The sequence below is a fragment of the Streptomyces sp. NRRL F-5126 genome, from assembly GCF_000721265.1.
GTDB lineage: Bacteria > Actinomycetota > Actinomycetes > Streptomycetales > Streptomycetaceae > Streptomyces.
Window position 1 is genome coordinate 29859 of the sequence record NZ_JOFZ01000015.1, and the last position, 22107, is coordinate 51965.

Sequence of the window (22107 nt, forward strand, 5' to 3'; positions counted from 1 at the left end):
GCCGTACCGGCAACCGGCGCCCGGCCCCGAGGCGCCGCGAGGGTCCCGGGACCGTGCCCGGCCCGCTTACGCCGACGCTCCCGCAGGCCCGACCCTGTGCCCGGCCCGGCCGAGCGCAGGACACCGCGGCGCGCCCCGCGTACATCGGCGACCAGCACCCACCGCGTCTACCCGCACACCGGACGGCACGCGCCGTACCGGCTACCCGGGCCCGGCCCCGACGGGCCGCGTGTGCCGCCCGGCGCCCGACCGCCGGGCCGACCCGGGCCCTCGTGCCCTCCTGGCGGCGTGGTTCGCGCACCTCAGCGGCCGATGCCTGCCGCGCGCCTGCTCTCCGTGCAGCGGCGCCGCGCCGTACGTCACAGGCCCGGGCGACGGGCCGGCCCAGGCCGCGTGACCGGACTTGGCCGCACAGCCGGCCCGCCTCAGCGGCCGGTACCTGCCACGTGGCCGGTCCTGAGCGCTCGGCGCGCGTGCGCGCCGCTCACTCCGCCTGGAAGACGAGCAGGGCCAGGTCGTCGTCCGGCGGTGCCCCGTCGAAGTCGTGCACGACACTCCTGATGCGCCCCGCCACCCGTTCGGCGCTCAGCCCCACGCAGGAGGCCAGGGCATGCGCGAGCCCGTCGCCGTCGTCCAGCATCCGGCCGCCGGAGCGGCGCTCGGTCACGCCGTCGGTCACGCACAGCAGCGTGTCGCCCGGCTCCAGGTCGAAGGTATGGCTCTGGTACGGGCTGTTCTCCGCGATGCCGAGCAGCAGTTGGGGCTCGGCCGCCTGCCGCACGGTCCCGTCAGGACGGAGCAGGAGCGGCAGCGGGTGGCCCGCGCTGGCCAGCGTGCACCGGGCTCCGCCGCCCTTGCCGCCGACGGGCAGCGGCACGAGCTCCCCGTAGAGCAGGGAGAGGAAACGCGGATGGTAGCCGTCGGACGCGCCGGCGACCGGCAGCCCCGCCGCCACGGCCTCTCCCGCCGCCATCGTCTCCGCCGCGCTCACGGCGGCCAGCGCGGACGCCGCCTCCGCGGCCTCCGTCGCGTCGTCGAGCAGCAGCCTGTTCAGCCGGTCGAGCACCTCGCCCACGCGGTACCCCTCGCGGCCGAGCAGCCGGAGCCAGGGCCGGGCGAGACCCGTGACGACCGCGGCCTCGGGGCCGCTGCCCTGCACGTCACCGAGCATGAAGCACCAGCGGTCGCCCGGGCAGTGGAACACGTCGTAGAAGTCGCCGCCCGCCAGCCCCTCGTCGCTCGGCTCGTAGACGAGGCCGCTCGCGACGCCCGGGATCCGTGCCACCTGGCTGGGCAGCAGACCGCGCTGGAGCACGCGGCTGATGGTGGCCTGCCGCGTGTAGCGGCGTGCCGCGCCGATGGCGAGTGCCACGCGGCGCGCGAAGTCCTCGACGAGCGTGACGATCGCGTCGGACACGGCCGCCTTGCCGGGTCTGCCGAGCACGAGGGTGCCGACGGGCCTGCCGTTCGTGACGAGCCGGCAGGCCAGCGCCACGCCCGGGTCGCCGTCGGCCGCGGGTCCCCGCATCTCGGTGACGCCCGGATACGGCGGGTCGCCAGGACCCGGCGGGTTCTTCTCCAGCGCGGCGCGCAGCGCGTCGAGCCGCGACTCGTCCGCGTGCCAGGCTCCCGCGAGGCGCGGCGCCGTGCCCGCCCCGTCCAGCCACACGGCGCACCAGTCGGCGAGCCGCGGCACCAGGAGCTGGCCCGCCAGCGCCGCGACCAGTTCCTCGTCGAGCTGGCCCGCCAGCAGGTCCGACGTCTCCGCGAGGAAGGACAGCGCGCCGTGCCCGCGCCAGTCGGCCTCGTCGCGTGCCGAGCCGCGGACGGCTCCGGCCGCCTCCTCGTCCGCGCGGACGGGCGGCCTGCCGAGGGCGCCCGCGCCGTCCAGCGGGATGCGGGCCCAGACGGTCTTGAGCCCGGTCCTGTACGTGACGCCCCAGCACTCGGCGAGCGAGGCGACGATCTGGAGGCCGCGGCCGTACTCGGGGGCCTGTCCACCGGCCTGTCCGTACGGTGTGCCCGGGTCGGCGGGCGCACGCGACGGGTGGTGGTCGGAGACCTCGACGAGCAGCCCGACGAGCTCCTCGTCCGCGCCGTGCGGCCCCCCGTCGGACTGCGCTGCCGCGCCGTCGGACTGCGCTGCCGCGCCGCCGGTGCCCGGTGTGCCGGCCGTGGCCCGCTCGTGGAGGCGGCAGCGCACCTCGACGCTGGTGCCCGCGTGCACGACGGCGTTGGTGACCAGTTCGTCCGCGACCAGGGCCGCGTCGTCCGCGAGCAGGTCCGTGCTGTGGGCGCCGGGCGCGCATCCGGCGGCGTCCTCGCCGCCTCCAGGACCGGGCGGCGGAGGTTCGCCGCCGGCCCGCGTGCCGCAGAAGGCGCACGCGCCGAGCAGCCCGAGCGCCGCCCATTCCGCGAGGGCCGCGCGCACGAGCCGCCGCGCCTCCGCGGGCGCGACCGGGTCGCTCTCCAGGCTGATACGGACGGAGGGCGGCGCGTCCGCCCCCTGCGGCTCCCCGCTCGGGTTGCCGGGGTCGGTCGCACGCTGGATCGGAAAGGGCCCCACTGCGGCTCCCGTGTCCGGTTGTCTGCTGCGTGTGCGCTGTGCCGGTCACGGCACGCCTCGTCGGTCCTGTGGGTGACCAAGCAAGGGTGGCAGACAGACCCCGCCCGTGCACGCCAAGTCACCGAAAAGGGCAGAGATTACGCATCGGGACAGCCCGCGGCGCCGGGGCAGTGGCCCGGCGCCGCACCGCGCGTCACTCCTCTCGCGCGCACGCTCTCACTTCTCGCGCGTGCCCGCGTACATGTCCTCGATCAGGTCGCCGTACTCGCGCTCCACGACCGGGCGCTTCAGCTTGAGGCTCGGCGTCAGCTCGCCGTGCTCGATGTCGAGGTCGCGGGGCAGCAGGCGGAACTTCCTGATGGCCTGCCAGCGCTGGAGCCCGTCGTTCAGGCGCTGGACGTACCCGTCGATCAGCCGCTGCGTCTCGGAGGCCTCCATGACCTGCGCGTACGTCTTGCCGCCCAGGCCGTGCTCCGCGGCCCACTCCATGATCGTGGGCTCCTCCAGCGTGATGAGCGCGCTGCAGAAGTTGCGTCCGCCCCCGACGACGAGGATGTTCGAGACGAACGGGCACACCGCCTTGAACTGGCTCTCCACCTCGGCGGGCGAGATGTACTTGCCGCCGGACGTCTTGATGAGGTCCTTCTTGCGGTCGGTGATTTTCAGGTACCCGTCGGTGGAGAGCTCCCCGATGTCGCCCGTGTGGAACCAGCCGTCCGGCTCCAGGACCTCGGCGGTCTTCTCGTCCAGGCCGTGGTAGCCGACCATGATCGCGGGGTTGCGGATGAGGACCTCGCCGTCCGCCGCGATGCGCACCTCGGTGCCCGGCATGGGCTTGCCGACCGTGCCCGTGCGCATCGCGACGCCCGGGTTGACGAAGCAGGCCGCGCTCGTCTCCGTCAGCCCGTAGCCCTCCAGGATGGGGATGCCCGCGCCCGAGAAGAAGTAGTTGATCTCGGGGGCGAGTGCGGCGGAGCCGGAGACGGCCGCGCGGAGCCTGCCGCCGAACGCCTCGCGGATCTTCGCGTACACCAGCGCGTCGGCCACCTTGTGCTTGGCGGCGAGGCCGAAGGGGACGGACTCGTTGCCCGTGTGCCGGAAATTGTCCTGGGAGACCTTCGACGTCTCACGGGCGACGGCCGCGGCCCACTGGAAGATCTTGTACTTGGCGGCCCCGCCCGCGCGCGCCTTGGCGGCGACGCCGTTGTAGACCTTCTCGAATATGCGCGGCACCGCGGCCATGTACGTCGGCCGCACGATCGGCAGGTTCTCGATGATCTTGTCGACGCGGCCGTCGACGGCGGTGACGTGGCCGACCTCGATCTGCCCCGAGGTGAGCATCTTGCCGAAGACGTGGGCGAGCGGCAGCCACAGGTACTGCACGTCGTCCTTGGAGATCAGCCCGGTCGCCGCCATGGCCTTCGCCATGTACGACCACGAGTCGTGCCGCAGCCTGACGCCCTTGGGCCTGCCGGTCGTGCCCGACGTGTAGATGAGCGTCGCGAGCTGGTCGGGCCTGAGGGCGCCGATCCGCTGCCTGACGACGTCGGGGCGGGCCGCGAGCTCCTCGGCGCCGAGCTTCTCCAGGTCGTCGAGCGAGAGTACCCAGCCCTCGGGGTCGGACTCGGCCGGCTTCGCGTCCGCCGCCTCGATCACCACGACGTGCGCGAGGTCGGGCAGCTCGGCGCGGTGCGCCCGCACCTTGGCGAGCTGGCTCGCGTCCTCGGCGATCAGCACGCGGCTGCCGGAGTCGGACAGGATGAAGACGGACTCGTCGGCGTTGGTCGACGGGTAGATGGTCGTCGTGGCCGCGCCCGCGCACATCACGCCGAAGTCGGCGAGTATCCACTCGATGCGGGTGGCCGAGGCGAGCGCGACGCGCTCCTCGGGCCGCACGCCGAGCGCGACGAGGCCGGCCGAGATGTGGTAGACGCGCTCGGCGGTCTCGCCCCAGGTGAGCGACTTCCACTCGTCGGGCCCCTGGCCCGACGCGGGGGGAACGGGGTACCGGAACGCCTCCGCGTCAGGCGTGGCCGCCACGCGCTCAATGAAGAGGGTCGCCACGGAGGGCGGCCGGTTCTCGATCAAGTTGTCTGTGTCGCTCACGGCTTCCTCCGGAACCGTACGGGTCGCACCGCACGATGCATCTGATCAAGAGACGTATGGCGTTCCGGTAACTGACCGACGAGTAGCTACCGGGCGGTAATCAGACTAGGCCCCAGGTGGCACAGGCGTAAGGGGGGCGACATTTCCCACACACCCGTGAGGGGGCGGCGCAGGGAGGATGCACGAACGGTCGGCGGGCCGCGGGGGTCTCCGCGCGGCCCGCCTGACGTCCGGACCGCGCCTGCGGCGAGGCGCGGAAGGCGCGGTACCGGCCGGTGGCCAGGCGCGAGCCGCGCGCACTCGGGCCGGGGGCGACCGGGCTTCGGAGCCCCGCCGCCCGCCGGAGGCCGGTTCCGGAGCGCGCCCGTGGCGCCCGGCGGCAGCGGGGTGCAGGGTGCCGGTGCCGCTCGAATGGGCAGGACCACGGAGCCGACGGCGGCGCGCGCGGGCGCCGAGGCGGTGTGGGCGCGGCCGACCCGACGCGTGGGCACGGGCGGCGTGTTCGGGACCGCGCGAACCCGGGGCGCATGCCCGCGGCAGCGGCGCGCGGGGGCCGGTGCCGCGGGAACGAGCCACGGTTTGGGGCGACGCGGGCGCCGGGGCCACGCTCATGGCGCGCCGACGCGTAGTGCCGGGGCGGAGCCAGGGGCTCCGCCCCGGATATGGGGCCCGCCGCGAGCCGGGGCGGGCCCGCGGCTCACAGCGGGGTCCGGGGACCCGGTGCCGGTGCCGCTCGAACAAGCACGGCCCGGGCCCGGGGCCGCTGCCCGGCCGGCGCGGGCGCCGGGGGCGCGGTCGTGGCACGCCGACCCATGGTGCGGCGCGGTCGACGCAAGGCGTGGTGCGGCGCGGTCGACGCAAAGCGTGGTGCGGTGCGGTCGTCGCAAAGCGTGGGCGCGGCCGGCGAGGGCGGCGCGCCCACGCGTGTTACTTCTTCGTCTTGCCCGACCCGGAGTCGTCGCTGGACAGCACCGCGATGAACGCCTCCTGCGGCACCTCCACGCTGCCGACCATCTTCATCCGCTTCTTGCCCTCCTTCTGCTTCTCCAGCAGCTTCCGCTTGCGGGAGATGTCGCCGCCGTAGCACTTCGCGAGTACGTCCTTGCGGATGGCGCGGATCGTCTCGCGCGCGATGACGCGGGAGCCGATCGCCGCCTGCACCGGCACCTCGAACGCCTGCCTCGGGATCAGCTCGCGGAGCTTGGCGACGAGCCGCACGCCGTAGGCGTACGCCTGGTCGCGGTGCGTGATCGCGGAGAAGGCGTCCACCTTGTCGCCGTGCAGCAGGATGTCGACCTTCACCAGCTGGGCGGACTGCTCGCCCGTGGGCTCGTAGTCGAGCGACGCGTACCCGCGCGTCTTGGACTTCAGCTGGTCGAAGAAGTCGAAGACGATCTCCGCGAGCGGCAGCGTGTAGCGGATCTCGACCCGGTCCTCGGAGAGGTAGTCCATGCCGAGCAGCGTGCCGCGCCGGCCCTGGCAGAGCTCCATGATCGAGCCGATGAACTCGCTCGGCGCGAGGATCGTGGCCCGCACGACCGGCTCGAACACCTCGTCGATCTTGCCTTCGGGGAACTCGCTCGGGTTGGTGACGGTGTGCTCCTTGCCGTCCTCCATCACCACCCGGTAGACGACGTTCGGCGCCGTCGCGATCAGGTCGAGGCCGAACTCGCGCTCCAGTCGCTCCCTGATCACGTCGAGGTGCAGCAGGCCGAGGAAGCCGACGCGGAAACCGAAGCCGAGTGCGGCGGACGTCTCCGGCTCGTAGACGAGGGCCGCGTCGTTGAGCTGCAGCTTCTCCAGGGCGTCGCGCAGCTCCGGGTAGTCGGAGCCGTCCAGCGGGTAGAGCCCGGAGAAGACCATGGGCCGCGGGTCCTTGTAGCCGCCCAGCGGCTCGGTCGCGCCCTTGGCCTGCGAGGTGATGGTGTCGCCGACCTTGGACTGCCGTACGTCCTTCACACCGGTGATCAGGTAGCCGACCTCGCCGACGCCGAGCCCGTCGGCCGCCCGCATCTCCGGCGAGTTGGTGCCGATCTCCAGCAGCTCGTGCGTCGCGCCCGTCGACATCATCCTGATGCGTTCGCGCTTGTTGAGCTGTCCGTCGACCACGCGGACGTACGTGACGACGCCGCGGTACGAGTCGTAGACGGAGTCGAAGATCATCGCGCGGGCCGGCGCGTCGGCGACGCCTACCGGCGCCGGGATGTCCGCGACGACCTTGTCGAGCAGCAGGTCCACGCCGAGGCCGGTCTTGGCCGACACCTTCAGCACGTCGTCGGGCGAGCAGCCGATCAGGTTCGCGAGCTCCTCGGAGAACTTCTCGGGCTGCGCCGCCGGCAGGTCGATCTTGTTGAGCACAGGGATGATCGTGAGGTCGTTCTCCATCGCCAGGTAGAGGTTGGCGAGGGTCTGCGCCTCGATGCCCTGCGCGGCGTCGACCAGCAGGATCGTGCCCTCGCAGGCGGCGAGCGACCGGGAGACCTCGTAGGTGAAGTCGACGTGCCCGGGGGTGTCGATCATGTTGAGGATGTGGGTCGTGCCGTGCCCCTCGCCCGCGGTGGGCGCCCAGGGCAGCCGGACGGCCTGGGACTTGATGGTGATGCCGCGCTCGCGCTCGATGTCCATGCGGTCGAGGTACTGGGCGCGCATCTGCCGCTGATCGACGACACCGGTGAGCTGGAGCATCCGGTCGGCGAGCGTGGACTTGCCGTGATCGATGTGCGCGATGATGCAGAAGTTACGGATCAGCGCGGGGTCCGTGCGGCTGGGCTCGGGCACGTTGACAGGGGTCGCGGGCACGCAGGGTCCTGATTCTTGAGTGGCTTCGCCTTACGGGTACTGATCCTGGTGCGGACACTGTCCGCGGATGCTGTCCTTGGGGCGTGTCGCCTTGTCTCGGGTCGACATCGGATCGGATCGATACGCAGAAACACCATCGTCCCACGGCAGGCGCCCCGCGACCGATTTGGGCCGGTCATATCGGGGCTGCTAGCCTGAACAGCTGTGTCTCGTGCCTCGTGCGCGCGACGCTCACCGAAGAAGATCATCCGAACCTGCAAAGGCTCTTTCGTGGCGAACATCAAGTCCCAGATCAAGCGGAACAAGACGAACGAGAAGGCGCACCTGCGCAACAAGGCCGTCAAGTCCTCCCTGAAGACGGCGATCCGCAGGACCCGCGAGGCCGCGGCCGCCGGTGACGTGGAGAAGGCCACCGCCGCCGCCCGCCTCGCCGCGCGCGAGCTCGACAAGGCCGCGTCGAAGGGTGTCATCCACAAGAACGCCGCCGCCAACAAGAAGTCGGCGCTGGCCGCGACGGTGAACGGCATCCAGGGCTGAGCGCTCTCGCTCGTGCTTGACCCGATCGTCTGATCGACGCCGGCGGGACCCGGCGGGCCCCTCTCTCCCGCCCCTGCCGGCACCCGGATCCGCGCACCGACTGCGTTCGCCACGCGGGTGCGGATCCACCGGATGTACACGTGAGGCCCCCAGCCACCCAAGGCCGGGGGCCTCACGCATGCACGGCGGCCGGCGGCCCGGTGGGCTCAGTAGCTCGGGCGGGCTCAGCGGCCCTGATGGGCCGGGCGGGCGGCTCGTGCGATCGTCACGACCGCCTTCTCCAGCGCGTACTCCGGGTCGTCACCGCCGCCCTTGACGCCCGCGTCCGCCTCGGCCACCGCACGCAGCGCGGTGGCGACACCGTCCGGCGTCCAGCCGCGCATCTGCCGGCGCACCCGGTCGATCTTCCACGGCGGCATGCCGAGCTCGCGCGCCAGGTCCGCCGGGCGGCCGCCGCGCGCTGAGGACAGCTTGCCGATGGCGCGCACGCCCTGCGCGAGCGCGCTGGTGATGAGTACGGGAGCCACGCCCGTCGACAGCGACCAGCGCAGCGCCTCAAGCGCCTCCGCCGCCCTGCCCTCGACCGCGCGGTCCGCGACGGTGAAGCTCGATGCCTCCGCGCGGCCCGTGTAGTAGCGGCCGACGACCGCCTCGTCGATCGTGCCCTCGACATCGGCGCAGAGCTGGGACGCCGCGCTCGCCAGCTCGCGCAGATCGCTGCCGATGGCGTCGACCAGGGCCTGGCACGCCTCGGGCGTGGCCGAGCGGCCCAGGGCGCGGAATTCGGACCGTACGAAACCGAGCCGCTCCGCGGGCTTCGTCGTCTTCGGGCAGGCCACCTCGCGCGCCCCTGCCTTGCGGGCCGCGTCGAGGACGGCCTTGCCCTTGGCGCCGCCCGCGTGCAGCAGCACGAGCGTGATCTCCTCGACGGGCGCGCCGAAGTGGGCCTTGAGGTCCTTGACCGTCTCGGCGGACAGGTCCTGCGCGCCGCGCACGACGATGACCTTGCGCTCGGCGAACAGCGACGGGCTGGTCAACTCGGCGAGTGTGCCCGGCTGGAGCTGGTCCGACGTCAGGTCGCGCACGTCAGTGTCCTGATCGGCCGCGCGCGCCGCGGCGACGACCTGCTGCACGGCGCGGTCGAGCAGCAGGTCCTCCTGGCCCACGGCGAGGGTGAGGGGGGCGAGCGGGTCGTCGTCGCGTGCGTTCTTGGTGGCCATCGCTGTCAGCATGGCACGCCCCACCGACAACGGGCCGCCGGGGCGGGTCCGGGTGTCCGGGCCGGCGCGGCTGTCTGCGAGGATCCCGAGTCCGGATGGCTACGCTGGATCCGCGAGCCGCAGGAGGTTGCGATCTGTACGGGTGACGGGCACGGCCCCCGACGGTCCGAGCGGGAGGACCCGCTCGAAGCCGGATGGGAGAGGCACAGGCCCGCGGTATTCGGCGCGGCCTACCGGCTGCTCGGCAGCGTGGCAGACGCCGAGGACGTGACCCAGGATGTGTGGCTGCGGGCGGCAGGAGCCGATCTGCGGGGCATCGATGACCTGCGGGCCTGGCTGGTGACGGTGGCCGCGCGCCGGTCGTACGACATTCTCAAGAGCGCCCGTTTCCGTCGGGAGACCTATGTCGGGCCGTGGCTGCCGGAGCCGCTGCTGACCGGGCCGGACGCGTCGCAGCCGGTCCTCGTCGACGAGTCCGTCGGCTCGGCGATGCTCCTGATCATGGAGGAACTGTCCCCGCCGGAGAGGGTGGCCCTCGTCCTGCACGACGTCTTCGGTCTCGCGTTCGGCCGAATCGCCGAAGTGCTGGACGTCTCCGTGCCGGGTGCCCGGCAGCTCGCCTCCCGGGCGCGACGGCGGGTGGCCAAGGCGAAGCAGTCCATGCCGCAGGCGTCGAAGGCGGAACGCGAACGCGTCCTCGCGGTCTTCCGCGCTGCCTACGAGGCCGGGGACCTGGCCGGCCTGGTCAGGCTGCTGCACCCGGACGCCGTCTACGTCACCGACGGCGGCGACAAGGCCGCCGCGGCGCGCAAGCCCATCCACGGCGGCGAGCGCGTCGCCGAGGTGATGGTGCGTGTCGGCCGCCAGTGGCGTCCTGACCGCATCGACCTCGTCGAGGTCGGCGGCGAACTCTCCCTGGCGTTCCGCCGGGAGGGGCGTGTCTACTCCGTGGACACGCTGCAGATCGCGGACGGTCTGATCACCGCCTACCGCAGGGTCATCAACCCGGACAAGCTCTCCCACCTCTGAGCCGTCACGTCCCGGGGGGCTGCCTCGTCTCCCTGATGAGAATCGGAACGAGGCAGCGAGGCAGCCGAGGGAATGCGCGCCAGCAGGTGAGATCGATCAGGCGGAATGGCAAGGATCCATCTACCGCATCCCCCTACCGCATCTCCCCGGATCACGAGCCGCGACGAGGCTCGCGTGTGAAGGGTCGCGCATTCGGGTCGCCTCCTGACCGGAAAGGACATGTATGCAAGCCGTTACCGTCCGCGACCGTGAGGCCGGTCTCGCCGGGTTGGCCCTGGCGGACCTGCCCTACCCCCACATGGCCGAGAACGACGTCGTCGTGCGGGTGCACGCGGCGGGCTTCACCCCCGGAGAGCTGGACTGGCCGGCCACGTGGACCGATCGTGCGGGCCGCGACCGGACGCCGAGCGTGCCCGGACACGAGTTCTCGGGTGTCGTCGAAGAGCTGGGGTTCGGCACGACCGGCGTGAGCGTCGGCCAGCGGGTGTTCGGCATGGCCGACTGGACCCGCAACGGCTCGCTCGCCGAATACGTCGCGGTGGAGGCCCGCAATATCGCACCGCTGCCTGCGGACATCGACCACACCCTGGCCGCCGCCCTGCCGATCTCCGGGCTGACCGCCTGGCAGGGACTGTTCGACCACGGCCGCCTGGGCACGGGCCAGACCGTCCTGATCCACGGCGCCGGGGGCGGCGTCGGCTCGATCGCGGTACAACTCGCCCGCGAGGCCGGCGCCCGTGTCATCGGCACCGGCCGGTCCGCCGATCGGGACAGGGCGCTCGCACTGGGCGTCGACACCTTCCTGGACCTGGGCACGGAGAAGCTGGAGGACGCCGGCCAGGCCGACGTCGTGTTCGATGTGATCGGCGGAGACATTCTCGACCGATCGGCCGCTCTGGTCCGGGCCGGCGGCACGCTCGTCACCATCGCCATGCCGCCGAACGTTCGGCCCGAGGACGGCCGGGCGGTCTTCTTCGTCGTCGAACCCGACCGTGCCCGGCTCGCCGACCTCGTCCGGCGCGTGAGGGACGGCCGGATCAAGCCGGTCGTCGGCTCCGTACGGCCGCTCGCCGAAGCACCCGCCGCGTTCACCCCCGCCACGCGCACCCCGGGCAAGGCGATCATCCGCGTCACGGAAGGCTGAACCGGAGACCACCGGTGATCGGAGCACGGATCACCGGTGGTCCGCCGACCGCATTGCGGGAAAGGCATACAGTACTGCCCATGACGCAAGAAAATGCGGATCTTGACAGCCTCGTACGCAAACGGATCCGGGCCCTGCGGGTCGCCCAGGGCTGGTCCCTGGAAGAACTGGCCGGCCGCGCCAATATGAGCCAGTCCTCGCTCAGCCGCATCGAGAACGGCCGGCGCCGCCTCGCGCTGGATCAGCTCGTGACCCTCGCCCGCGCCCTGGACACATCGCTCGACCAGCTCGTGGAGAACGCCTCCGACGATGTCGTCACCAGCCCGGTGATCGACGGCGTTCACGGCCTGATGCGGTGGGCCGTCAAGGGTGACCCCGGCGTCAGCGTGATGCGCCGGCGGATGACCGACCCGCCGCCGGACGACCCCGCCCGCATGCGCGCCCATCCCGGCCGCGAATGGCTGGTGGTCCTGTCGGGCACCGCCGTCCTCATGCTCGGCCACAGCCGGATCCGCGTCGAGACCAACCAGGCCGCGGAGTTCCCCACGATGATGCCGCACGCGATCGGCGCCGAGCGCGGGCCGTGCGAGATCATGGGCATCTTCGACCGCGATGCCCGCCGAGGCCACCAGCAAGAGGCCCGCGAGGCCGCGGACGGCGCCGGCGACCGCGGGGACGGTCGCGAGCCGCGCGAGTGACGAACGCCGCCGAGCGCGATGCCGCTCGGCTAGGGCGCCTCGACCCAGCCGTCCCAGGCCGCGGCGTACGCCTCCAGTTCGGCCCGGTCGATGCGGCCCTCGGGGTCGGCCACGACGACGAGCCACTGCGCGTCCTCGGCGTCGTCCTCGCCGGCCAGGGCGTCGCGTACGACCTGCGGTTCCCGGGTGGTGCCGAAGCGGTCCGCCAGCTGCTCAGCCGCCTCGTCGGCCGACTCGCGGTCGGGCAGCACCAGCAGGTGTGTCACGTCGTCCATGTGCCGTGCCCCGCGCTCCCGTCCGCCGGGCCGTCCCGCCCGTCCCCTACTTGAACTGCAGCTCGGTGCCCTTGGGCACGATCTGGATCTCCAGCTCGACCTTGATGCTCGAACCGACGGCGGCGATACCACGGGCCAGCATGGTCTGCCAGTTGATGGTGTAGTCCTCGCGGTGCAGCTCCGCGGTGGCGCGCACGGCCGCGCGCGTCTCGTTCTCCATGCCGACGCGGACACCGCCGTACACGGCGTCGAGGGTGACCGTGCGGGTGACGCCGTGCAGCGTCAGGGCGCCGGTGATGAGCCAGTTGTCGCCGCCGCGGTGCTGGAAGCGGTCGCTGTAGAACTCCATCGTCGGGTAGTTCTCGACGTCGAGGAAGTCCCCCGAGCGCAGGTGGTCGTCGCGCATCCGCACGTTGGTGTCGATCGACGAGGCGTCGATGACGACGTGCATCGCCGAGTCCTCCATCGACTCGCCGATGCGTATCGCGCCGGCGAAGTTGTCGAACCGGCCGTAGACGCGGGCGAGTCCGATGTGCCGTGCCACGAAGCCGACGCGCGAGTGGGCCGGTTCGATCTCCCAGTCGCCGGGCGTGGGCTGAGGCTGCGGCGGCGCGTCCTGCAGCGTGATGTCCCCGAGCGACGCCAGCTGGACGTCCTCGGTGATCGACGCGCTCGCCCGGTAGGGGCTGTAGCTGTCGGCGGTGATGGCGAGCCGGTACTCGCCCTTGGGCACCATGGCCGTCACGCCGCCGAACGGGTCGGTCTCGCCGCTGACGACCTTGCGGCCCCCGGCGTCGGTGACCGTGAACTCGGCGTTCACGACGGGCTCGCGCACGGGGCTGAGGACACGGCAGGTCAGCAGCCCGGCTCCCGGTGGCACCGAGAGTCCCGAGAACGGGTTCTTCTGGTCCGCGGACGTCCGCCGGCCGAACAAGCGGCTGATCATGTCGTGATACCCCTGGGCTCTTGACTGGCCAGGAGCCCGCCCACGGCTCCTGAACGAATAGGCATTCGATCACTGTTGTGCTGTACCGGGCAAACCCGGCGGCAGGAACGGAAGCCCGTCGTTCGGTTTCCCGTCCGGCCGATGATGGCAGACGCGTCCTTCATCCCGTCGGCCGGTCCGCTGTCCGGGACACCGCGCGCAGCGTCCTCCCGCTTCCCGTGACGGCGATCTCGCCGTCCTTGTCGGTCCGCAGAACCGTCGCGCCCCAGGCCCGCAGCGCACCCACCGTACGCGGTGACGGATGCCCGTACGGGTTGCCCGTGCCGCACGAGATCAGCGCGAGACGCGGGCTCAGCACGCGCATCAGACGCGCGTCCTGGTGGGCGGAGCCGTGGTGGGCGACTTTCAGGACGTCCACACGCGGCAGAGCGGGGTACGACCTCAGCAGCGCCCGCTGCGCGAACGGCTCGAGGTCTCCAGGCAGCAGCAGCGTGGGGCCGCGATCGACGGTCACCAGCATGGTGACGCTGGAGTCGTTGGGCTCCTCCGTCACGGGCCCAGGACCGGCGCGCGGCCAGAGCACCCGCCAGGACAGCGGCCCCACCTCGCGCCGCTCCCCGGCCACCGCGGGCGCCACCGGCACCCCGGCCGCGGCCGCCGTGCGCCGGACGAACGCCGCCTCACCCGCGGGCTCGTAAAACGTCGTCGTCTCGATCTGCCCGACGGAGCGCCCGTGCAACACCCCGGGCAGCCCGGTCACATGGTCGGCGTGGAAGTGGGTGAGTACCAGCAGCGGAATCCGCTCCACCCCGAGTTGCCGCAGGCAGCGATCCACGAGCGCCGCGTCGGGGCCCGCGTCCACGACGACGGCGCTGCCCGGCCCGGCGGCGAGTACCGTCGCGTCCCCCTGGCCCACGTCGCACATCGCGTAGGACCAGCCGGGCGGCGGCCAGCCCGTCACGAGCCGGGTGACCGCCGGCGGCCGAAGCAGCGCCAGGAGCAGCAGCACCGCGCACACCGCCGCCGTCCAGGGCCGGTGCCTGAGCCCGCGCGCCACCAGCAGCAGCGCGACCGTCACCCCGGCCAGCAGCGCACCACTCGCCCAGCCGCCCGGCCACGCCAGCTGCGCGCCGGGCAGCGCGGCCCCGGCTCGTGCGACCCCGGCGATCCAGCCGGCGGGCCACCCCGCGCACCGGGCCAGCACGTGGGCGAGCGGCATCGCGACGGGCGCGGTGGCCAGGGCCGCGAACCCCAGCACCGTCGCGGACGCCACGGCCGGCTCGGCCGCGAGGTTGCACGGCACCGCCACCAGGCCGACGCGTGCGGCGAACACCGCGACCACCGGAGCGCACACGGCCTGCGCGGCGCCTGCCGCCGCGAGCACCTCCGCGAGCCGCTCCGGCACGCCGCGCCGCACGAGCGCGGCGCTCCACCGCGGCCCGATCGTCAGCAGCGCACCCGTGGCCAGCACCGACAGCGCGAAGCCGTAGCTGCGCGCCAGCCACGGGTCGTACAGCACGAGTGCCAGTACGGCCGCGGCCAGCGCCGGGATCAGCGACCTGCGCCGGCCGGTGGCGATGGCGAGCAGCGTCACAAGACCGCAGGCGGCGGCCCGCAGCACGCTCGGGTCCGGACGGCAGACCACGACGAACGCCAGGGCCACCGCCCCGCCGAGCAGTGCCGTCACCCGCAGGGGGATGCCCAACCGGGCGGCGAGGCCCCGTCTTTCCGCCCGCAGCGCGAGCGCGGGCGGGCCGATGAGCAGCGACAGCACAAGGCTGAGGTTGCTTCCCGAGACGGCGGTGAGGTGCGTGAGGTCGGTGGCTTGGAACGCGGCGTCGAGTTCCGCCGTGATCCTTGAGGTGTCGCCGACCACCAGTCCTGGCAGCAGCGCACGCGCGTCGGACGGGAGCGGGGCCGTGGCCTTCCTGAGCCCGGCCCGCAGTCCGCCCGCGGTGCGTTGCGCCCAGGTCGGCCGCCCGGCCACGGCCGGCGGCGCCCCCGAGCGCGCGGGCCTCAGGATCGCCGCATGGGTGGCGTCGTCCGGGAACGGCGGCTCGAACCGCGCCGTGAGGCGCAGCCGTGTCGACGGCAGCAGCCGCTGCCATGCCGCCGTGTGGCCGCCGGGCGTCACGAACACGAGGACGGGCGTGGCGACCTCGACGGCGGGCCCGGCGCGCGGGGACACCTTGACGACGCGCGCGTCGAACATCAGCGACGCGGCCGCCAGATGGTCGCCCGTGACCTTCTGCCGCACCGGCCGCGGGTCGGACGAGACGGTCACCTCGACGGCGGCGCTCCCGTAGCGCTCCGCGAGGGCGGGCACCGGCCCGCGGTGGACGTCCGCCGCGTGCAGTCCCGCCGACACCGCGCCCGCCGCCGCGCAGCAGAGCACGGCCACGAGTACGGGACACCAGGTGCGGGAGCGCCGGGCCCAGAGCGCAGCCGCCGCCGCGAGGCAGCCGGCCACGGCGGCGGCCGTCCAGCGCGCCGGCAGGCCGACGGCGAGGGCAGCAGCTCCCCATGCGGCGAGCGCGGGCGGCACGAGCCGCGCGTCGGCCGGGCCCTCGCCGAGGCGATCGAGGCGGCCGGGACCCTGCCCGTCCGCTGCGGTCGGGCCCTCGCGACGCTTCACAGGCGCACCAGCGGTTCCAGATCGGCGAAGCGCTTGTCACCGATCCCATCGACCTCGCGCAGTTCGTCGACGGAACGGAACCCGCCGTTCTGCGCGCGGTAGTCGAGGATGTGCTGCGCCAGCACGGGCCCCACGCCCGGCAGCGTGTCGAGCTGGTCCTTCGTGGCGGAGTTCAGGCTGACGGGTCCGGTGGAGGCCCCCGGTGGCGCGGCGCCCCCGCCCGCGCCACCGCCCGCGCCCGCGCCCGCGCCACCGGACGAGACGGCCGGGGCGCCGCCGGGGCCGCCGACGACGACCTGCTCTCCGTCCGTCAGCAGGCGGGCCCTGTTGATGCCCGTGAGGTCCGTGCCCTTCTTCGCCCCTCCGGCCTCGCGCAGCGCGTCCTCCACCCGCGAGCCGGTGGGCAGCCGGAACACGCCGGGGTGGCGGACCTCGCCCGCCACGTCCACCACAATCCTGGCGGGCGGTCCCGCCGATGACGCGGGCCCCGCGGCGGCCGACGGCAGGGCCCCGCCCCGGCCGCCGCCCTCGGACAAGGCCGGGGGCGCGTTGGAGGCGGCGGTGGCCGGGGACGGCGCCGCCTCGCGCACGCTGCCCACCGTCCGCGGGGCGCTGACGGCTTTCGGCCGCGCCACCCAGAAGTGGTGGACGGCCAGCAGCGCCGCCACCGCGAGCACGGCGCCGAGCGCCGCCAGTGCCCTCGGCTCGATCCCGAACCGCAGCCTCACCCACACCGGCAGCCGGTCCCGCAGCGCGAGCGTGAAGCGCTCGCGGCGGCCCAGCGCGCCGAAGGACGCGCCACCGTCCCGCGCCAGTGGCGGGGGCTCGGGCTCGGGCTCGCACGCGGCGTCGGACTCGGCGCCGGGCGCAGCTGCCGATGCGGCTGCCGCGCCCCCTCCCAGCAGCGCGTCCGCGCGGCGGCGCGCGCTGTCCGGCCCGGCAGGCGGCTTCAGCGGGGGCATCAGCGCCGTGTCCGCCTCTTCCCCGCTCGCGCGCGCCTGCCTCTCGCGCGCACGCACGAGCGCCCGGGAAGAGCGAGGCACCCGGCCGGAGCCACCGCCGGCGGAACGGGTGGCCGCGGGACGAGCGGGCAGAGGTCGGGGCTGGGCGCGGGGCCGCACACGGAGGGTCATGCCTCAACACGTTAGGTATCCGCCGCGGCTCGCGATGATCTTGGTCGAGATCTGTGGACGACCAGCCCGTTGTGGACAACTCGGCCACCCCGGCGGGTGACGCGCCCGCCCCGCCGCAGCGCCCTACCGGGGCGAGACCACCGCTCCGAGCAGCCCCGGCCCCGTGTGCGCGCCGATCACCGCTCCCACCTCGCTGACGTGCAGCTCCACGAGGCCCGGCACGCGGTCGGCGAGCTGCTCGGCGAGCGCGGCGGCGCGCTCGGGAGCCGCGAGATGGTGCACGGCGATGTCCACCTCTCCCCCGCCGGCCCGCTCCACCACGATGTCCCGGAGCCGCCCGAGCGCCTTGGACGCGGTGCGCACCTTCTCCAGCAGCTCGATGCGCCCGCCGTCCAGGTGCAGCAGCGGCTTCACCGCGAGCGCCGATCCCAGCAGTGCCTGCGCGGCGCCGATCCTGCCGCCCCTGCGCAGATAGTCGAGCGTGTCGACGTAGAAGTACGCGGAGGTCGCCTTCGCGCGCCTCTCGGCGGCCGCGACGGCCTCTTCGAGACCGCCGTCGCCCTCGGCGGCCTCGGCCGCGGCCACGGCGCAGAAGCCGAGTGCCATGGCCACCATCCCCGTGTCCACCACCCGCACGGGCACGGGCGCGTCGCGCGCCGCGAGCACGGCCGCGTCGTACGTGCCGGAGAACTCCGCCGACAGGTGCAGCGACACTATGCCGCTCGCCCCGGCCTCGGCCGCCTTGCGGTACGCGACCGCGAACGCCTCGGGGCTCGGCCGCGAAGTGGTCACCGACCTGCGCTTGCGCAACGCCTCCGCCACGGCCGTCGCGGAGATCTCGCTGCCGTCCTCGAACGCCTTGTCGCCGAGCACGACGGTCAGGGGCACCGCCGTGATGCCGTAGTGCCGCGACGTCAGCGGCGGCAGGTAGGCCGTGGAATCGGTGACGATGGCGACATGGCGGGACATGCTCCGGAGGTTACCCGCAGCGGCGCTGCTCAGGCAGCCGGGGCCTCGGAGAACCGGAACCATCGCTACCAGTATCCGTACGAACCCCCCGCCCCGGGCTCAGCCGGACGCCTCCGGCCGTTTCCGCGTGCGCCACGCCTCCTTGCGCAACGGATTCCCGGCTGCGAAGCGCCGGGGGTCGGAAGGGCCGATCGCCTCGGGCCCGGCGGCGTCCGCCGCCTCCACCGCCTCGGTGCTCCCCGCGCCGGCCGGGCCCCACTCCCGTGGGCCCTCGTGCTCCTCGACGGGCGCCCAGTGGCGCAGCGCTCCCGACTCCACATCGATGTCCGCGCTCAGTGCCGCCAGGTCGTCGTCCGCGAACTTCCTGGCCCTGTCCCTGATCGCCCACCGCAGCGAGTCCGCGGCGCGCGTGATCTGCTCCGTGCGCTCCCGCAGCTCCTGAAGGTGGGCGCCGACCGTCGCGCGGTCCGGGTCGCGCTCGGCGTGTTTGAGGTGACCCTCGAGCTCGTGTCCGTGGGCGCTGAGCCGTTCGAAGAGGCGTGCCGACTCCTCAAGCGACGCGTCGGCGGCGACGCCCGCGTACAGCGCCTCCTGCGTCGACCGCATGGACGTCCGCAGCCGCAGCCTGAGCTGCGCGAGCTCGCCGGCCATGCCGGGTTGCCCGAAGCTCTTGGCGCGCAGCGTCGTGTCCTCGACGGAACGGCGCGCCTGCGCGATCGTGCGGTCCACGCCCCGCTTGGCGGCCCCGACCGCCTTCACCGTCGCGTACGCACCCACCACGACCGCGGCGACGAAGAGCAGCACCACGATGAGCAGCACGGCTTCCATGGGTGCCCTCCGAAACGGTCGCGGCCCGGTCGGTCCGGGCCTCAGCGGCCCCTTCCACGGTAAACGCAGCGGGGCGGCCGCGGGTTCCTCCAGAACCCCCAACCGCCCCGTAGGGGAGGCCCCTGACGAGCCGGGCGCAGGGGCCGCCCGGCAGAGGCGAAGGGCCTACGCCGGCACGATGTTCACGAGCTTCGGCGCGCGGACGATCACCTTCCTGATCCCCGCGCCGCCCAGCGCCGCCACCACCCCGGGCTGGGCGAGCGCCAGCGCCTCGAGATCGGCGTCGGACACCGAGGGCGGCACGTCGAGGCGCGCCTTCACCTTGCCCTTGACCTGCACCACGCACGTCACCGTCTCGTCCACGACGTACGCCGGGTCCGCGACGGGGAAGTCCTGGTGGACGACGGTGTCGGTGTGGCCGAGCCGGTGCCACAGCTCCTCGGCGATGTGCGGGGCGAACGGCGCGACGAGCAGCACGAGCCGCTCGGCCACGGACCGTGCGACCGGGGCCGCCGTCTTCGTCAGGTGGTTGTTCAGCTCGGTGATCTTGGCGACCGCGGTGTTGAACCGCAGCGCCTCCAGGTCCTGGGTGACCCCGTCGATCGCCTTGTGCAGCGCGCGCAGGGTCTCCTCGCCGGCTTCGGCGTCCACCACGGTGACGTCGCCGGTCGCCTCGTCCACGACGTTGCGCCACAGCCGCTGCAGCAGCCGGTACTGGCCGACGACCGCGCGCGTGTCCCAGGGCCTGGACACGTCGAGCGGGCCCATGGCCATCTCGTAGAGGCGCAGCGTGTCCGTGCCGTACTCGGCGCTGATCTCGTCGGGCGTGACGGCGTTCTTCAGCGACTTGCCCATCTTGCCGAGCAGCCGGCTGACCTTCTCGCCCTCGTAGTAGTAGGCGCCGTCGCGCTCCTCGACCTCGGCCGCGGGTACGGCGATGCCGCGCTTGTCGCGGTGGACGAACGCCTGGATCATGCCCTGGTTGTACAGCTTGTGGAACGGCTCGGAGGCCGAGATGTGCCCCAGGTCGAACAGCACCTTGATCCACATGCGGGAGTACAGCAGGTGGAGCACGGCGTGCTCCGCCCCGCCCACGTACAGGTCGACGCCGCCGTGCGGCATGCCCTCACGCGGCCCCATCCAGTACCGCTCGACGGCGGGGTCGACGGCCTCGGCGGTGTTGGTCGGGTCCAGGTAGCGCAGCATGTACCAGCAGGAACCCGCCCAGTTGGGCATGGTGTTCGTCTCGCGGCGGTAGCGCCTGACGCCCCGTCCGTCGCCCAGGTCCAGGTCGACTTCGACCCAGTCCTCGTTGCGCGACAGCGGCGTCTCGGGCTCGGTGTCGGCGTCGTCCGCGTCGAACGTGCGCGGCGAGTAGTCGTCGACCTCGGGCAGTTCGAGCGGCAGCATCGACTCGGGCAGCGCGTGCGCGGTGCCCTCCTCGTCGTAGACGATCGGGAAGGGCTCGCCCCAGTACCGCTGGCGGCTGAACAGCCAGTCGCGCAGCCGGTAGTTGACTGTGCCCTCGCCGATGCCGGTCTCGGCGAGCCAGGCGGTGATGCGGGCCTTGGCCTCGACGACGCCGAGGCCGTCGAGGGCGATGTCCGTGCCCGTGGAGTTGACCAGCACGGCGTCGTAGGAGGCGAACGCGTCGTCCCATGCGGCCGGGTCGGTGGAGCGGCCGTCGGTCGGCTGCACGACGCAGCGCATCGGGAGCTCGAAGGCGCGCGCGAAGGCGAAGTCGCGGCTGTCGTGGGCGGGCACGGCCATGATCGCGCCGGTGCCGTAGCCCATCAGGACGTAGTCGGCGATGAAGACGGGCACCTGGTCGCCGCTGACGGGGTTGGTTGCGAACGCGCCGGTGAAGACGCCCGTCTTGTCCTTGGCCTCCGCCTGACGCTCGACGTCCGACTTCGAGGCCGCCTGCTTGCGGTAGGCGTCGACGGCGTCGGCCGGGGTCGCGTGGCCGCCCGTCCATACCTCGTGCGTGTCGGCGGGCCAGGCGGCGGGCACGATCTTGTCGACCAGGTCGTGCTCGGGCGCGAGCACCATGTACGTGGCGCCGAACAGCGTGTCCTGGCGCGTGGTGAAGACGGTGATCGCGTCGCCCGCGCCGCCCACCGGGAAGTCGACGCGCGCGCCCTCGCTGCGGCCGATCCAGTTGCGCTGCTGGAGCTTGATGGCCTCGGGCCAGTCCAGGGCGTCCAGGTCGTCGATCAGCCGGTCGGCGTACGCGGTGATCCGCATGTTCCACTGGCGCAGCTTCTTCTTGAACACCGGGTAGTTGCCGCGCTCGGAGCGGCCGTCCGCGGTGACCTCCTCGTTGGCCAGCACGGTGCCGAGCCCGGGGCACCAGTTGACCGGCGCGTCCGAGGCGTACGCCAGCCGGTACCGCCCCAGCACGTCGGCGCGCTCGGCGTCACCGAGCGCCGACCAGGGCCGCCCGTCGGGAGTCGGCCGCTGCCCCCGCTCGAACTGGGCGACGAGCGTCTCGACGGGCCGCGCCTTGCCCGCGGCCGGGTCGTACCAGGAATGGAAGATCTGCACGAAGATCCACTGCGTCCAGCGGTAGAACTCCGGGTCGATCGTCGCGACCGCGCGCCGCTTGTCGTGGCCGAGACCCAGGCGGCGCAACTGCCGCGTCATGTTCTCCATGGCGGCCTCGGTGGAGACCCTGGGGTGGGTGCCGGTGGCGACGGCGTGCTGCTCAGCGGGCAGGCCGAAGGCGTCGAAGCCCAGCGTGTGCAGCACGTTGTGGCCCGTCATCCGCTGGTGGCGCGCGTACACGTCGGTGGCGATGAAGCCGAGGGGGTGCCCTACGTGCAGGCCGACGCCCGACGGGTACGGGAACATGTCCATGACGTACCGCTTGGGCCTGGCCACGATCGCCGGGTCGCCGGCCAGGTCACCGCTCGGGTTGGGCGCTTCGTACGTGCCGTCGGCGTCCCAGAAGTCCTGCCAGCGCGCCTCGATGTCGGCGGCCATGGCGGCCGTGTAGCGGTGGGGCGCGGTGTTCTCCGCGCCGGCGGCAGCCGGGTTCGTCTCGCTCATGTCCTCAGAAGCTCCATCGGTCGTCTCTGCCGCGGGTCCCAGTCGTTTCTGCCGCGGGAACGAAAAAACCCCTCGCACAGGAGGGGACGCCGCGCTGATTTTGACGGGATCTCTCATCCGCCGGTACTGATCAGCGCGGCTCGCTAAGCAGAAGGCGTACGGCACGCATGC

The 22107-nt window shown here is 73.2% G+C and carries 15 protein-coding genes; 4 read left to right on the forward strand and 11 right to left on the reverse strand.

What is annotated here, in order from left to right; translation table 11 throughout:
- Positions 1–484: 484 nt before the first annotated feature.
- The 3 genes from IH48_RS0129645 to lepA form a co-directional block, all read right to left on the reverse strand.
- On the reverse strand, positions 485–2566 hold the full coding sequence (locus IH48_RS0129645; protein WP_030911427.1) for a SpoIIE family protein phosphatase: 2082 nt from the start codon (positions 2564–2566) through the stop codon (positions 485–487).
- Positions 2567–2782: 216 nt separating this feature from the next.
- A complete protein-coding gene (locus IH48_RS0129650) occupies positions 2783–4672 on the reverse strand; it encodes an AMP-dependent synthetase/ligase (RefSeq protein ID WP_030911430.1) in 1890 nt (629 codons plus the stop codon).
- A gap of 927 nt (positions 4673–5599) precedes the next feature.
- Positions 5600–7471 carry a translation elongation factor 4 gene (gene lepA, locus IH48_RS0129655; RefSeq protein ID WP_030911432.1) on the reverse strand — a complete coding sequence of 624 codons (1872 nt, stop codon included), beginning with the start codon at positions 7469–7471 and terminating at the stop codon, positions 5600–5602.
- A gap of 270 nt (positions 7472–7741) precedes the next feature.
- Between lepA and rpsT the strand changes: the two genes are divergently transcribed.
- Complete coding sequence (rpsT, locus tag IH48_RS0129660) at positions 7742–8008, forward strand: 30S ribosomal protein S20 (protein WP_030911435.1); 267 nt, start codon at positions 7742–7744, stop codon at positions 8006–8008.
- 224 nt (positions 8009–8232) lie between these two features.
- Here rpsT and holA read toward each other — a convergent pair whose 3' ends face one another.
- Entirely contained in the window at positions 8233–9228 is a 996-nt protein-coding gene (gene holA, locus IH48_RS0129665; protein WP_030911438.1) for a DNA polymerase III subunit delta, read from the reverse strand.
- A gap of 132 nt (positions 9229–9360) precedes the next feature.
- Here holA and sigJ point away from each other — a divergent pair, with 132 nt between their 5' ends.
- The 3 genes from sigJ to IH48_RS0129680 all read left to right on the forward strand — a co-directional run bounded on the left by sigJ (position 9361) and on the right by IH48_RS0129680 (position 12099).
- The gene (gene sigJ, locus IH48_RS0129670; protein ID WP_030911947.1) at positions 9361–10257 is read left to right on the forward strand and encodes an RNA polymerase sigma factor SigJ; all 897 of its coding nucleotides are present in this window, start codon (positions 9361–9363) and stop codon (positions 10255–10257) included.
- A gap of 223 nt (positions 10258–10480) precedes the next feature.
- Positions 10481–11401 (forward strand): NADP-dependent oxidoreductase, encoded by a 921-nt coding sequence (locus tag IH48_RS0129675; protein ID WP_030911441.1) that lies wholly within the window; start codon positions 10481–10483, stop codon positions 11399–11401.
- 80 nt (positions 11402–11481) lie between these two features.
- Positions 11482–12099, forward strand: a complete 618-nt coding sequence (locus IH48_RS0129680) for a helix-turn-helix transcriptional regulator (RefSeq protein WP_037843702.1) — start codon at positions 11482–11484, stop codon at positions 12097–12099.
- A 29-nt stretch (positions 12100–12128) separates the two neighbouring features.
- Here IH48_RS0129680 and IH48_RS0129685 read toward each other — a convergent pair whose 3' ends face one another.
- The 7 genes from IH48_RS0129685 to leuS all read right to left on the reverse strand — a co-directional run bounded on the left by IH48_RS0129685 (position 12129) and on the right by leuS (position 21936).
- Positions 12129–12374, reverse strand: a complete 246-nt coding sequence (locus tag IH48_RS0129685) for a hypothetical protein (RefSeq protein ID WP_030911446.1) — start codon at positions 12372–12374, stop codon at positions 12129–12131.
- A 46-nt stretch (positions 12375–12420) separates the two neighbouring features.
- Positions 12421–13320 carry a YceI family protein gene (locus IH48_RS0129690; protein WP_030911449.1) on the reverse strand — a complete coding sequence of 300 codons (900 nt, stop codon included), beginning with the start codon at positions 13318–13320 and terminating at the stop codon, positions 12421–12423.
- A 160-nt stretch (positions 13321–13480) separates the two neighbouring features.
- Positions 13481–15955 (reverse strand): ComEC/Rec2 family competence protein, encoded by a 2475-nt coding sequence (locus IH48_RS0129695; RefSeq protein WP_030911452.1) that lies wholly within the window; start codon positions 15953–15955, stop codon positions 13481–13483.
- Positions 15952–16998, reverse strand: coding sequence for a ComEA family DNA-binding protein (locus tag IH48_RS0129700; protein WP_234434426.1), 1047 nt, complete (start codon positions 16996–16998; stop codon positions 15952–15954). The genes IH48_RS0129695 and IH48_RS0129700 overlap by 4 nt, the downstream gene beginning before the upstream one ends.
- A gap of 213 nt (positions 16999–17211) precedes the next feature.
- Positions 17212–18057, reverse strand: coding sequence for a DegV family protein (locus tag IH48_RS0129705; protein WP_030911457.1), 846 nt, complete (start codon positions 18055–18057; stop codon positions 17212–17214).
- A gap of 99 nt (positions 18058–18156) precedes the next feature.
- Positions 18157–18885: a hypothetical protein gene (locus tag IH48_RS0129710; RefSeq protein ID WP_030911460.1), complete on the reverse strand. Its 729-nt coding sequence runs from the start codon at positions 18883–18885 to the stop codon at positions 18157–18159.
- 165 nt (positions 18886–19050) lie between these two features.
- Positions 19051–21936, reverse strand: coding sequence for a leucine--tRNA ligase (gene leuS, locus IH48_RS0129715; protein WP_030911463.1), 2886 nt, complete (start codon positions 21934–21936; stop codon positions 19051–19053).
- Positions 21937–22107 lie beyond the last annotated feature (171 nt).

Excerpts from the sequence above, each read along its gene's own strand:
- holA (WP_030911438.1), bottom strand. The coding sequence starts at position 9,228 with ATGGCCACCAAGAACGCACGCGACGACGACCCGCTCGCCCCCCTCACC.
- IH48_RS0129675 (WP_030911441.1), top strand. The coding sequence starts at position 10,481 with ATGCAAGCCGTTACCGTCCGCGACCGTGAGGCCGGTCTCGCCGGGTTG.
- IH48_RS0129680 (WP_037843702.1), top strand. The coding sequence starts at position 11,482 with ATGACGCAAGAAAATGCGGATCTTGACAGCCTCGTACGCAAACGGATC.
- IH48_RS0129685 (WP_030911446.1), bottom strand. The coding sequence starts at position 12,374 with ATGGACGACGTGACACACCTGCTGGTGCTGCCCGACCGCGAGTCGGCC.
- IH48_RS0129690 (WP_030911449.1), bottom strand. The coding sequence starts at position 13,320 with ATGATCAGCCGCTTGTTCGGCCGGCGGACGTCCGCGGACCAGAAGAAC.
- IH48_RS0129705 (WP_030911457.1), bottom strand. The coding sequence starts at position 18,057 with ATGTCCCGCCATGTCGCCATCGTCACCGATTCCACGGCCTACCTGCCG.
- IH48_RS0129710 (WP_030911460.1), bottom strand. The coding sequence starts at position 18,885 with ATGGAAGCCGTGCTGCTCATCGTGGTGCTGCTCTTCGTCGCCGCGGTC.
- leuS (WP_030911463.1), bottom strand. The coding sequence starts at position 21,936 with ATGAGCGAGACGAACCCGGCTGCCGCCGGCGCGGAGAACACCGCGCCC.